This is a genomic window from Paenibacillus sp. FSL R5-0887 (assembly GCF_038002305.1).
Classification (GTDB): Bacteria; Bacillota; Bacilli; order Paenibacillales; family Paenibacillaceae; genus Paenibacillus_AQ; species Paenibacillus_AQ odorifer.
On sequence record NZ_JBBOCE010000001.1, the window covers coordinates 2,609,544 to 2,622,884 of the forward strand.

The 13,341-nt window shown below is 45.6% G+C and carries 14 protein-coding genes; all 14 read right to left on the reverse strand.

Features of this window, described 5'->3' with window-relative positions; translation table 11 throughout:
* Positions 1-93 precede the first annotated feature (93 nt).
* Positions 94-1,572 carry a stage IV sporulation protein A gene (gene spoIVA, locus MKY14_RS11810; protein ID WP_036676222.1) on the reverse strand — a complete coding sequence of 493 codons (1,479 nt, stop codon included), beginning with the start codon at positions 1,570-1,572 and terminating at the stop codon, positions 94-96.
* 437 nt (positions 1,573-2,009) lie between these two features.
* Complete coding sequence (locus MKY14_RS11815; protein ID WP_254847661.1) at positions 2,010-2,756, reverse strand: DUF3939 domain-containing protein; 747 nt, start codon at positions 2,754-2,756, stop codon at positions 2,010-2,012.
* Between the two features lie 30 nt (positions 2,757-2,786).
* Positions 2,787-3,155, reverse strand: coding sequence for a 2Fe-2S iron-sulfur cluster-binding protein (locus MKY14_RS11820; protein WP_076127495.1), 369 nt, complete (start codon positions 3,153-3,155; stop codon positions 2,787-2,789).
* A 34-nt stretch (positions 3,156-3,189) separates the two neighbouring features.
* Entirely contained in the window at positions 3,190-3,369 is a 180-nt protein-coding gene (locus tag MKY14_RS11825) for a DUF2768 family protein (protein ID WP_036676218.1), read from the reverse strand.
* 197 nt (positions 3,370-3,566) lie between these two features.
* On the reverse strand, positions 3,567-3,842 hold the full coding sequence (locus MKY14_RS11830) for a stage VI sporulation protein F (protein ID WP_038572437.1): 276 nt from the start codon (positions 3,840-3,842) through the stop codon (positions 3,567-3,569).
* 66 nt (positions 3,843-3,908) lie between these two features.
* A complete protein-coding gene (locus tag MKY14_RS11835) occupies positions 3,909-4,949 on the reverse strand; it encodes an NAD(P)H-dependent glycerol-3-phosphate dehydrogenase (protein ID WP_076127494.1) in 1,041 nt (346 codons plus the stop codon).
* Positions 4,942-5,559 (reverse strand): glycerol-3-phosphate 1-O-acyltransferase PlsY, encoded by a 618-nt coding sequence (plsY, locus tag MKY14_RS11840; RefSeq protein ID WP_036676213.1) that lies wholly within the window; start codon positions 5,557-5,559, stop codon positions 4,942-4,944. Before plsY ends, MKY14_RS11835 begins: the two co-directional genes overlap by 8 nt.
* Before the next feature lie 12 nt (positions 5,560-5,571).
* Positions 5,572-6,897, reverse strand: coding sequence for a ribosome biogenesis GTPase Der (gene der, locus MKY14_RS11845; protein ID WP_036676212.1), 1,326 nt, complete (start codon positions 6,895-6,897; stop codon positions 5,572-5,574).
* 176 nt (positions 6,898-7,073) lie between these two features.
* Positions 7,074-8,396 carry a 30S ribosomal protein S1 gene (gene rpsA, locus MKY14_RS11850; RefSeq protein WP_170914203.1) on the reverse strand — a complete coding sequence of 441 codons (1,323 nt, stop codon included), beginning with the start codon at positions 8,394-8,396 and terminating at the stop codon, positions 7,074-7,076.
* Between the two features lie 174 nt (positions 8,397-8,570).
* Positions 8,571-9,158 carry a lysophospholipid acyltransferase family protein gene (locus MKY14_RS11855; protein ID WP_036676211.1) on the reverse strand — a complete coding sequence of 196 codons (588 nt, stop codon included), beginning with the start codon at positions 9,156-9,158 and terminating at the stop codon, positions 8,571-8,573.
* Positions 9,155-9,865, reverse strand: a complete 711-nt coding sequence (gene cmk / locus MKY14_RS11860) for a (d)CMP kinase (protein WP_254848699.1) — start codon at positions 9,863-9,865, stop codon at positions 9,155-9,157. The genes MKY14_RS11855 and cmk overlap by 4 nt, the downstream gene beginning before the upstream one ends.
* A gap of 207 nt (positions 9,866-10,072) precedes the next feature.
* A complete protein-coding gene (locus tag MKY14_RS11865) occupies positions 10,073-10,726 on the reverse strand; it encodes a flagellar brake protein (RefSeq protein ID WP_036676209.1) in 654 nt (217 codons plus the stop codon).
* Positions 10,727-10,860: 134 nt separating this feature from the next.
* On the reverse strand, positions 10,861-12,219 hold the full coding sequence (gene ypeB / locus MKY14_RS11870) for a germination protein YpeB (protein WP_076127490.1): 1,359 nt from the start codon (positions 12,217-12,219) through the stop codon (positions 10,861-10,863).
* 322 nt (positions 12,220-12,541) lie between these two features.
* Entirely contained in the window at positions 12,542-13,237 is a 696-nt protein-coding gene (prsW, locus tag MKY14_RS11875; RefSeq protein ID WP_076127488.1) for a glutamic-type intramembrane protease PrsW, read from the reverse strand.
* Positions 13,238-13,341 lie beyond the last annotated feature (104 nt).

Here is a 13,341-nt window from a genome sequence, read left to right on the forward strand (position 1 = left end):
CCGTTATTATAGGAACTAGGTATCAAGTTTTAGGATATATACAAATAAAAAGAGCAGGATTTCTCCCACTCTTTGAATTTATTTATATTCAGCTTAGAGAATAATTGCAATAAGTCCGCCGGAACCCTCATTTATAATGCGGCCAAGCGTTTCTTGCAGTTTGTAGCGCGCATTATCCGGCATCATAGCTATCTTGCCTTGAATTCCTTCTCTTACAATGGAGTGCAGGGAGCGGCCAAAAATATCGGATTCCCAAATCTTAATAGGATCATTCTCAAAGTCCTGCATCAGATAACGAACCAGCTCTTCGCTTTGCTTTTCCGTTCCGATGATTGGCGAGAATTCAGACTCCACATCCACCCGAATCATATGAATGGATGGTGCCGTAGCCTTTAAGCGAACCCCGAAGCGAGAGCCCTGACGAATCAGTTCTGGCTCGTCGAGTGCCATTTCGGCTAAAGATGGAGCCGCGATACCATAGCCAGTAGTCTTGACCATTTCCAAAGCTTCTGAGAATCGGTCGTATTCTCGTTTCGCATGTGAGAACTCCTGCATAAGCTGGAGCAGATGATCCTTACCGCGGATCTCAACCCCCACCACTTCCATCAGAACTTGATCGTACAGCTCTTCTGGAGCATACAGGTCGATCTCTGCTACACCCTGACCCATGTTCATACCACTTAGGCCAGCTTTATCAATAAAGTCATATTCGGTGAACTGAGATACGAGGCGGTCAACATCCCGCAGGCGGCGAATGTCTTTTACAGTATCGCGAACGGAGTTCTCATAACTACTACGCAGCCAGTGGTTTTCTCCAAGCACCATAACCCAGCTTGGCAGATTTACATTTACTTCATGCACTGGGAATTCATAAAGCACTTCCCGCAGCACACCAGTTACGTCATCTTCGCTCATGTTTGCGGCGCTTAGCGTCATAACTGGGATATCGTATTTGATGGCTAGCTCGTTACGGAGCTGCTGCGCTTCCTCACTGCGTGGCCGGGTGGAGTTAATGACAAGCACAAACGGCTTACCCACTTCCTTCAGCTCTGCAATGACGCGCTCTTCAGAGTCCACGTACGAGTTCCGCGGAATTTCTGCAATCGTACCATCTGTTGTTACCACTACACCTAGTGTTGAATGCTCCTGAATAACCTTACGTGTCCCGATTTCTGCCGCTTCCTGAAAAGGAATGGGCTCTTCAAACCAAGGTGTAGAGATCATTCGTGGTCCATTTTCATCCTCGTAACCTTTTGCACCCTCTACAGCGTAACCCACACAGTCTACCAGACGAACATTAACCTCAAGCCCTTCCGCAACCTTGATTTGGACTGCGTTGTTTGGCACAAACTTCGGTTCTGTCGTCATAATCGTTTTGCCTGCTGCGCTTTGCGGAAGCTCATCCACAGCTCTTACTCGATCAGCCTCATTCGTGATGTTTGGCAGGACAATGGTTTCCATGAAGCGCTTGATAAATGTCGATTTCCCCGTGCGAACCGCGCCGACGACGCCAAGATAAATGTCTCCGCCGGTACGCTCGGCAATGTCCTTGAAAATATCCACTTTTTCCAAAAGAGATCCCCTCCTCATATTACTCCGAAGAAAAAATGCCTGAAGAGCATCGACTTCGCGTTCCGCCGGTAATCTGACCCTTGCAGGACATCAACCGGACTTATCGTATGCCCGCCCGAAGCCTAGCTGCTTTCGACCGGGACGTACTTGCCCCGCGCTAAACTCCGAATGCTCGGACATGCATTTGGACTAGTATCATCATATGTATCCGGAACGAATTTATGACCCATATTCGCGCATTTCACAATGTAATTTCAAAAAAAGTTAAGTCTGCGCGCCGCAAGGCGTCTGACGCCCGGAAGCTTACTCATCCATCTTATGAGGTAGGATTCGTTGATAGAACTATTTTTAGTGGATGCTGAGATTAAAAGGTTATTAACAAAAAACGCCTAATGCCCCGGATAAAACCGAAGCTTAGACGCTTTTAAACTATAACTCTAACTTGGAGGCTGTGGGATCGGCTGATTATTAATCCATAGATACGGCAAAGACTTTACGGGAACGTAATATGAAGCTTCCTCCAGATCCAGTCGCAAGTCCTGATTCTTGTCGTGCTCTCCACCCTTCTTATCGACGGCAGCCATGATATCAAAAACATAATCTACGTAGACAGTTCCATCCTTATCCATGATAAAGTCAAGAACTTGACCGGAATAGACGCTAGTTAAGGTTATAGAGCTTGTACCCGCCTGCTTATGATCAATGGTATACAATCCGGGGTATAGCTCATCAAGCACAGGCAGGTTGCCGCCATGAGCTGATTTATAGCGGTTAACCTGTCGTTGCACGTCATTCACCTTTTGAACCGTAACAAGGTCCATCACCTTCACCACAGGATCAATTTCCTCATTCAAAATAAGAAAATAAGCACTTCCACCCTGCTCAAAAGCGGTAGCCGGTATATCATCCAAATATCCCTTATTATTCAACTTCCCCAGGTCAATACGAAACTTCTCATACCTTGGAGTAGTTTCATCCGCATTAAGAATGGGCAGTACCCCTTCCTCCTGTTGATAATCATCAACGGCTGCTTGTATCCGTTTAACACTTTCCCGATAATTAACACTAGCCCGCTTCTCTTCACCTGGGTATAGACAGCCCGAAAGCGTAAGCGCGAGCGATACCATCCCTAGCAAAAGCTTGGCCCCTGCCTTCAGTTTCATTTTATATCCTATAAACTCCAACCGAGTCCCTCCCACGGTGACATTCTTACGCTACCACAGTTCATCTTCTTCCCCACGCCGCGCTGCTTCAAGCTTACGGCGCACCGCAGCCTTCAGTGGATCTTCCGGCACCTGAACGGTTACGTCGCTCCATACGGCAGCCTGACAGGCCAGACGCGTTCCTTCTTCTAAGGCCGATCCAAGCTTACGCCGCTCAATCTCTCCGGGAGGCCTTACTGCAGCAGCCTCTTCCTTCGCGACTGTAACCTTGCACATCAGGCAGCCTGCTTTGCCTCCGCATCTAGTTGTAATTGGCACTCCTGCTTTACGAGCGGCCTCTAATAACGAAATGCCACGGTTCACAACAGCTTTACGACCTTCTGGTTGAAATACAACGGTAACTCCTTTTTGTGATTTCATGATGTTACTTCCTTCCTCAACACTATGTAACTGCTTACATAATTGAAACAACTCCGCCCAATAGGCCCACTAACATGATGACAAAAGCAAGTATAGACAGTACAGCCTTAAGCAATCCCTTGGTTTTGCTCCGAGCAAAAGTTATAAGAAATACTGATAATCCCATAATCAGCATCGCAATCAGGGATAACCACATTTTCGTCATCGGATCCATGGTCAAAGCCCCCATTCGCCTGTAATTTATTAGGGACTATTATATCATGACCTTATCCTTTTCTGTAAAAAAACATCATTTTTTATGTATTATTTTAAATAAATTACGCTTCGTGAAAATTATCAGGAATATAAAAAAAAGCAAAAGACGACGGAATCGTTCATTGATCCGTTTTCTTTTGCTCACCCAACTTAAAGCTATTTTTTAAGCATCATTTTCATTAAAGACTCCATTGTGCTGGAACCTGCACCGCCTTTTTTAACGGCATTGATAATCTCCTGCACAGTAGCTTCACTGACCGGCACTTTCGCCATTGATGACACCTGCTTAATTAACTGGCGGAGCTGGGCTTCATTCTGCGTAGTTCCTGGCTTTACCGTACTGGCTAGCTTTTTGACGGCACTTTCCGTAATGTTCTTGCCCGCCTTTTTGTTAATGGCGTTCAATGCATCCTTGGAAAAATCTCTGCTCACTTTTCATCCCTCCTCCGTCAATCCCCATTACAACATATGAGAATTTGCGGAAAAAGGTGAACAGGATCAGGAATGCCACTGCTCCCAAGTTTCCTGGGAGATCGACTCAAGCTCAGGCTTACGATCACGACCCATCAAGGCTTCAACCGCACTGCGTGGGCTTCTTCCTTGAAAGAGCACATGATAAATCTGATCCGTAATCGGCATCTGCACACCCAGCTTGAGCGAAATTGCATAAGCTGCTTCGGTAGTACGTATACCTTCGACTACCATCCCCATGGATTCCAGCACCTCGGCCAGCGGCTTGCCTTGACCAAGCATGGACCCAGCGCGCCAGTTACGGCTGTGCTGACTAGTAGCCGTCACAACAAGGTCGCCAATTCCGGCAAGGCCGGCAAAGGTCAAAGGATTGGCTCCAAGCTCAACTCCCACCCGAGATATCTCGGCGAGTCCACGGGTCAAAAGCGCTGCTTTAGCATTGTCCCCATATCCAAGGCCATCGGATAGACCTGCACCAAGGGCAATAATATTCTTAAGAGCTCCGGCAAGCTCTACCCCTACCTGATCACGATTCGTATATACACGGAAATCGTTGTTGATGAACAATTCCTGCGCTTCGGCGCTACGTTTGTCATCAGGTGAAGCAACTACAACAGTTGTAGGACACCGGCGTACAACTTCCTCTGCATGACTTGGACCGGAGAGGACGACGATCTGCCCTTCGTCACAGCCTAGTTCCTCTGCAATTACGATGGACATCCGCTTATTGCTCTCCGACTCAAAGCCCTTCGTAGCATGAACACATAACATGTCATCCTTCCAGAATGGCTTCAGACTGCGAGCAACCTGCCGCATTCCTGAAGACGGAGCTACAATTACAACCGCCTTAGAACCGGACACTGCCGTTTCCATATCCGTAGTTGCAATAATGTTAGCTGGCAATGCGATGCCAGGCAGATACTTATTATTCGTATGAGAGCCATTGATCTCGGCAGCTTGATCAGAGTTGCGTGTCCACAGATAAACTTCCGAGTGGTTTGCAGCCAGCACACTAGCCAGCGCAGTTCCCCAGCTCCCCGCTACAAGTACGGTAACTTTATCAGACAACACGATTCCCTCCTTTAACTTTTGAGCCTATCTTGTTCTCACGGCCTTCTACGATCTTTACAATATTCGTCCGGTGCCGCCAGAAGGCGAAGACCGCAATAATAATACTGGTCCAGAGCACAGGTTGTGTAAATCCTGTCAACAATAAAGCCACTGGTGTCAGTGCTACAAAAATTAATGAGCCAAGGGACACGTAACGTGTGATAAAGATAGACAGGATGGCGATGATACCGGCGAGCAGCGCTGGCCATAAACAAAGCGTAGCCATAACACCGATCGTAGTAGCAATGCCTTTCCCCCCACGAAAACGAAAATAGAGCGGCCAATTATGTCCGATGATGGCAGCGATTCCGCAAAGAGCCGGAACCCAGGTTCCCCAACCGCCGACCCAGGTTCCTAACCATACAGCGGCCACCCCTTTCAGCACATCCAGCAACAGCACTAGTATTGCAGGACCTTTACCCAATACACGCAGTGTATTGGTAGCTCCCGCATTTCCGCTTCCGTATTGACGGATATCAATTCCCTTTAGCAACTTTGCAAGCAGTACACTAAAGCTGACAGAACCAAGCAAATAGCTTACAACGATAACCAGAAGTTCAAGCGCCACACTTCTTCTCCCCTAACCTTCGTTTTCGGATTTGCGCCGTGTAAAGAGACGGATTGGTGTTCCTTCGAAATTAAATGCTGCGCGAATTTTATTCTCCAGATAACGTTCATAGGAGAAATGCATCAGCGACGGATCATTCACGAACACCACAATCGTAGGCGGCTTAACCGCAACCTGCGTTACATAGTTAATACGCAAGCGACGGCCTTTGTCAGTTGGTGGAGGGTTAATCGCGATTGCATCAGATACAACGTCGTTCACCAAATGTGTAGTAATGCGCAGTGCGTGCTGTTGAGATACATGCTGTACAACAGGCAGCAGTTTTTGCAAACGCTGTTTGGTTAAAGCCGACAAAAAGACAACCGGTGCGTAACTCATAAACAAGAAATGGTCACGAATCTTCGTCTCGAAGTTCTGCATAGTCTTATCGTCTTTCACAATGGCATCCCATTTGTTGACAACAAAAATAGATGCTTTACCAGCTTCATGTGCATAACCAGCAATATGCTTGTCCTGATCGATGATGCCCTCTTCGCCGTTAATTACAACGAGGACCACATCAGCCCGTTCAATCGCACGCATAGCACGCATAACACTGTATTTTTCAATGTTCTCGTATACCTTGCCTTTTTTACGCATACCTGCCGTATCGATAAGCACATAACGTTGCCCATCACGTTCAAAAGGAGTATCGATAGCATCTCTTGTTGTCCCTGCAATATCGCTGACGATAACACGTTCTTCGCCCAAAATCGCGTTAACCAGAGAGGATTTACCTACATTCGGACGGCCAATCAAAGCTACACGAATGACATCCTCATCGTATTCATCATCTATTTTCTCAGGTAGGCGCTCAACTACAGCATCTAGCAAGTCGCCGAGTCCGGTTCCGTGACTACCAGAAATTCCGATTGGATCGCCAAAACCAAGGCTATAGAACTCATAAATATCATCCGCACGCTTCATATTATCCACTTTGTTGATGGCAAGAACGACTGGTTTACCTGAACGGAACAGAATCTGAGCTACCTCTTCATCTGAATTCGTCACACCACTCTTCGCCTCACACATAAATACAATAACATCCGCTTCTTCAATCGCCAGCTCCGCTTGAACACGGATTGATTTCAGAATTGTATCTTCTCCATCAATTTCAATACCTCCGGTATCAATCACACTGAACGACTTACCGTTCCAATCTGAAATACCATAAATCCGGTCACGTGTAATCCCCGGCTTATCTTCTACAATGGCTAATCTATCGCCAATCAGCCGATTAAATATCGTCGATTTTCCGACGTTAGGCCTCCCAACGATTGCCACAACGGGTCTTGCCATATTCATTCCTCCTGTCATCCTTACGTTACTCATCATAGCAAAAAACATTTAAATTGGCTAACAATCATGTTAACTCTCATCAATCCGACCAGTTCCGAAAAAAAGACAATCGGCGAACCCCCGTATCGAGGGCTCGCCGATTACTTTACCCGTATATTCAAAAGCTCGTTTAGGGATTAGTTATTACCCTTAAATTTGTCCAGCTTGTCACCAAAACGTTCAGCAAGCGTAAAGCTAAGGCCTTCGTTGCTAAGGGAAACGTTAGGGTTGTTCAGAACTTCTTTAGGAGCTCTGTCTCTGCTATTGCTGCGTTCAGGTCTAGCAGATGGAGCTGGAGCTTCTTCAGTTTCTTTGATGCTCAGGCTAACACGTTTCTCGGATGGATTGAAGTCCAGAACTTTCACTTGAACTTCTTGTCCTTCTTTCAATACTTCGTGTGGAGTAGCGATGTGTTTGTGGGAGATTTGTGAGATATGCACAAGACCTTCCACACCCGGAAGCAATTCTACGAATGCTCCGAAGTTCACAAGACGTTTTACAACGCCTGTTACAACATCACCGATGTTGATTTCGCCAGCAGCAGAGTCCCAAGGACCTGGAGCAGCAGCTTTGATGCTCAGGCTGATTTTTCCTTTTTCAGGATCAACCTTCAATACTTTAACACGTACTTTATCACCTTCAGATACTACATCAGAAGGTTTCTCTACGTGACTCCAAGCGATTTCAGATACGTGTACAAGACCGTCAACTCCGCCCACATCAACAAATGCGCCGAATTGAGTCAGACGTTGTACTGTACCTTCGATGATTTGGCCTTCAGATAGTTCAGCCATAATTTTCAGCTTGTTAGCTTCGAATTCTTCTTCAAGAACTTCTTTAGCAGACAAGATTACTTTGCTGTTCTCACGGTCAAGTTCTTTCACTTTAACGCGCAAGGTACGCCCTTTGTAATCGCTGAAATCTTCAACGAAGTGACGCTCTACCATGGAAGCTGGGATAAATCCGCGAGCTCCAACATCAGCTACGAGGCCGCCTTTAACAACGTCAGCCACAGTAACTTCGAAAGCTTCTTGGGAAGCGAAGTATTTCTCAAGATCTTCCCATGATTTTTCACTATCAACAGCACGTTTGGAAAGAACAAGACTTTCCTTGTTGTCGTTGATGCTGACAACTTTACATTCTACTTCCTGTCCAACTTCTACTGCTGCAGCAGCGTTGTCCAGTTGTACTGCGGACAATTCGCGAATTGGAATCACACCGTCGTATTTATATCCAATGCTTACATAAGCTTGGTTATCTTCGATTTTGACGATTGTTCCTTTCACGGTATCGCCTTTTTTCAGAGAAATGATTTCCAAGTCAGCTTGGTTAGTCACTTCTTCTTCGTTAACGGCAGCAACTTCTTCTACAGCTCCGTTATTTTCTGTCACAGCGGAATCCACCGCTTCTACGGATTCATTCTTTTCCGCAGCTTCCTGATTTTTAATTTCTTCAGACATGTGATTAGCCTCCTCGATTCAAAACCCCATTTATTTAAACCTGCGTATAGCAGAGTTCAAAACAAGCAATGCATAATATTTCACTTACACTTGATGATAGTATGTTCCAAAAAATAGCGGCTATGCCGTTATTTAATCAAAACATTGAGCAAAATTTGTTGTTCTGCTCATCCCTTAACTAGCACTTGGTTTACCTGTCTCTTTCATCTCACGGATGCGATCCATAATGACATCGGTAACAGCCTCGAGAGATTCGCTCCCCGCACCGGCAAATTGACTAAGGTCTACAGGAGCACCATAGACAACGACCATGCGTCGAAAGGGTTTATACTGGCCGATAATAGCCGCTGGAATAACTGCTGCGCCACTTCGAAGTGCAAAGCTAGCAGCACCCTTCTTGGCCACTCCGGCATCAGAGTTACGCGTACCCTCCGGGAAGATACCCATGACATTACCATTACGAAGTGTGTTAAGGGCCGTTTTTATGGATTCTTTGCTTACGCCGCCACGTTTCACCGGAAAAGCACCCAATTTATTAATGAGCCAGCCAAGCACCGGAACCTCAAACAGTTCAGCCTTAGCCATATACTTTACCTGACGGTCCAGCTTAATTCCAATAGTCATTGGATCAAGCAGACTAATGTGGTTAGCGCAGAGCAGTACCCCGCCCTCCTTTGGCACATTTTCTTTCCCCACAATCTTAAGTGGGAAAAGGATTGCGTAAATCAAGCGAAGCAATCCAACACAAATTGCATAAATCATAAATGATTTCTCTCCCCGTCAACATGAGATCTACAGTGGGATACAATGGCCTCCACAACTTGATCGATATTCATTAAGGTCGTATCCAGAAGAATAGCATCCTCTGCACGGCGCAGCGGTGAAATCTCCCGTCCTTCATCCAGACGGTCCCGCTTTGCAATATCGTGTTCAAGCTGCTGAAGCGTCACCGATTCCGCGTCTCTCAGTTCCTTATAACGACGGAGAGCTCGTTCTTCCACACTTGCCGTCATAAAAATCTTTACCTCGGCATCCGGCAGCACGGTTGTACCGATATCGCGGCCATCCATTACCACGCCTTTGCGAAGCGCCATCTGACGCTGCAATTGACTCAGTCTGGATCTTACATCCTCGATCTTCGCATACTGCGACACAAGGCCGCTAACCTGAAGGCTCCGAATATGTGGGGTCACGTCTTCCCCATTAATCAGCACCTTCTGAATGTCTCGTTCCGGAATAAGTTCAATCACCATGTCGCGAACCTTCTCGTTCACTCGATGCTGATCTTCCGGTTCAATGCCTTCTTGGATCATATACCAGGTGATTGCCCGGTACATTGCACCAGTATCGACATAGATATAAGACAACTTCTGGGCTACCAATCGGGCTACAGTGCTCTTGCCTGCCCCGGCAGGTCCGTCGATGGCGACGTTTATTCTGTCATAAGTATGTGTACCCTGCCTATCCAACGGGGCATTCCTCCTCAAACACTCTTTCATAAAAAAAGCATCTAGCGTTACGAAAACTATTCCTGCAATATCAAGGAGCACACATAAATTGTTATGCTTGATGATATTATCAAGAAAAAAGCAGGCATTGCCTGCGACTTATAAAATTATACCACAGTTTATACTTCAGTGCAAAATCAGACAGCTTAATAGAGCTGTAAAAAATGCTTATCTGTTGCGGAAATCAAACTGACGTTCGAAGCAATAACGGATAATTTTCTGGCGTTCCAAATCTGAAATAGCGACAAATTTCAACATCGCTAAAAGGCGTCCATTCTCTAGCTTTTTAATGCGCACTACTTCACCTTCAAAATTGACATGCTCTGTGCTTCCGTTTCGATAAGGCACCAGTACCCAGCAGGACAATTTATTACCAACCTCCAGCTTAACCTGGTTATCCACCAAAAAGGAGATTCCTCCACCACCAATATCATCTGTACGAACCAGGAACCGTTTGCCAAGGCTATCCTTCACAGCAAGCTCTAGATCTGCATTCACTCGGAAAAAGCTTCTTCTCTGGATCTTAAAAATCGAATCTGTCTCCGGCTTTTGAATCCGGACCATACGAATTACATCTTCTTTAAAGCCCAGTACATAAGTATTAAAGTAATTTTTGATGCCACCCTCAGTTAAAAAATAAACCGAAAGCTCGTCCCCCATAAAGAGCCTTTTTAGACGACCATTGCTCTCCTGCATAGGAATTTCAATCAGGAATGCGTCTTCTTCCGTCTCTGCAATTCTTGATCTATATTCAACTTCTGCTTCAGCAGCGTCACTGGAAGCAACCTGTATGTATAGATATTCGTTAATTTTAGGATACAAAGATGTCACCGCCACATCAGTTTAGTAATTATCACTACCCCTGATTATAGCATGGGAATATCAGCCAGTCAGATATATTTTATAGATATTGCAAAAAAAAAGGGACGCACCCAACTGCTGGATGCGCCCTCCCTTTATTTTGCCTCAGACCCCGAAGAAGGTCTGATTTCTTCCACAGACTCTTCAATGCCATCCTCGGCGTTAATGTAAATACGATACTTTGAGCCATTAACTCCTCCACCGAACTCGTAAGTCAAGACCTCGACGGAATCATCATTTTTAATCCAGGACAAGCGATTGTATTGCTCCTTGAAATCAGAATTCAGAAATTTCCTCGCCTCTGCAAGGGTAAGCTTTGGTTTTGGAAGCTTCCGGTTGTCCTTGTGCTCATTGACGTATTCGCTGGCCTCAAAACCGATGGTATCACCTGTATCCAGCCCCATACGAATGGTCATCTTTTCAGGATAAATCAATACATCATTCTGTTTGGTTACAAAGGTCAAATTCCCGATATTATCGTAACGATCAGCGCTGACTGCAGTCATATGGGGATATCCTTTTTTCTCAAGAAACTGCTCTGCTTTGGTAACTGCTTCTTTAATAGAAACTTTGGCAGGGCCAACCTCACGGTTGTCATAATAAGAGATCAGCAACCCGCCATTTTTGGTGAAATCCATACTAATGGTGTGCTTCTTATTCGAAGCGCTAACAGTTGCTGTATAGGATGGCCATTCGGTGTTCTTCCCATTTTCTTTAACATCCACTTTAGCATTGGAACCCGCATCCGCGAACTTCAACGCCTTACGTTTGATGTCTTCGGCAGTCACGGGGGTACCTCCGAGCATTTTGACGGAACGTTTATCGTAGATGCTTGCTACTGAAGGACCCCAGTCTAGCTCAGGGTATGCCCCTACACGTTTATCTACCGTTTTGAAGCCGTCAATAATCGTGTTGTCCTCCGCTTTATTTTCTGTCGCCAACGCCGTTTCAACATCCATCCAGCGCAGCCGATTGCCAATGACTTTATTTTGTACCTCTTGCAAATCCTTAGAGATTTCTCCTGAGTTCTTGTACAATGCTTTTAGATTGCTCAGCTCTCCATCTGTCAGAGGTTTTTTAGTGAAGTCACGAATCCCGGCTTTATAAGAAAAGTTGGAGATTTTGGACAGAAACTCCTCTGTTTTGCTAAATGGCAGCAAGGTCAGCGGCAGCTGGTTAATCTCATTTTGGGCCTCACTAGTCATCCGCCACACATTCACAAGTCCTTTGCGGTGCATCCCATTAGAAGCAGAGTTAACCGCAAGCGTATTTCCAAGCTCACCATGAAGACGGTCCACATGATAGGACAAATCATGAAAGGCGCGTTGATATTGGTTCTCCGCCTTAATTAGTATTGAATTCTTCTCCTGATTCTCCTGATAACCCCACACAAGCGCACCAATCAGCAGCAGCGCGGTCAGCGGGAACATTACAGCACTTAATCTTTTGTACATAGGGCTACAAGACTCCTTTCGATAGCTTATTGGCGTTAGTTTGACAATAAACTAGGAGTCTTATGCACTGAAGTTGCTACACAATGTGACTATAACGTCCGTTCATGCTCTCTCTTCAATCTCAAAGCCACTGCTATTACTGCAAAGGCATTGTTTAAAGCCGGTTTGAATGACACCATGCTCTTTAATCCCTCTTAATATGTAGGTCTCACCGCACTGTTTGCAAACGATACGTACTTTTATACGCAAAAAAAGACACCTCTCTCCTCTCTGGAATTCCTTACTAGGAACTGCCCTTCGAATATAAGTGTGTCCATCTCGATTATAGGTTAACCTCTTCTTCACGTTTCAGAAAGCGGAAAGGAGAACGGCTGTTGGCCCTAGCAACCTTTCCCATACCTCCATACCATAGGATAGCCATCAGAGGCACAATAAACCATATCCAATAGTTGGCTGTCGTACTCAAAATAAAGTCATATATCCCATGCCACATCCATGGCAACAGGAGAGAAAACACCAGAATTCTGCGGGTATGAACTCCTTTTGAGAACTTCGCCCTTCCCATATGGTAGCCCATGATCACACCAAACATAGCGTGTCCAGAAACCGGAAGAAGTGCTCTTAGAAACATTGATCCGATTGAAGCGTTGCTATACCAAGCGTACATTATATTTTCTATTGTTGCGAAGCCGAGCGAAATCGCCACAGCGTATAGTATCCCATCATATGGCTCGTCAAATTCGGTATGATTGTAAATCATATGGTACAGCACAAACCACTTTAGACATTCTTCCACGCCAGCGGATATGAGAAACGACTCCACGTAGGGACCACCATTTAGTCCCAGCATCAGCCCTCTCTGAATGATCATTACTGGAAACACAATCAGAAGGCCGAGCAAGAATACTTTAATGACTACATGAAGCGGTTCTTGATCATACTTGTCTTTCAGATAAAAAAAGGTCAACAGAGCAAGTCCCGGCGCTACTGCCGACGTAATGACCGATAACACGAGCACCGAATAACCTCCCTACACCCCTAAACCCTATTACTGCCGTTACACAGCAAGGTAGATGATAACTTTGATACAAGAATGACCGACATATCACCAACAACAAGACT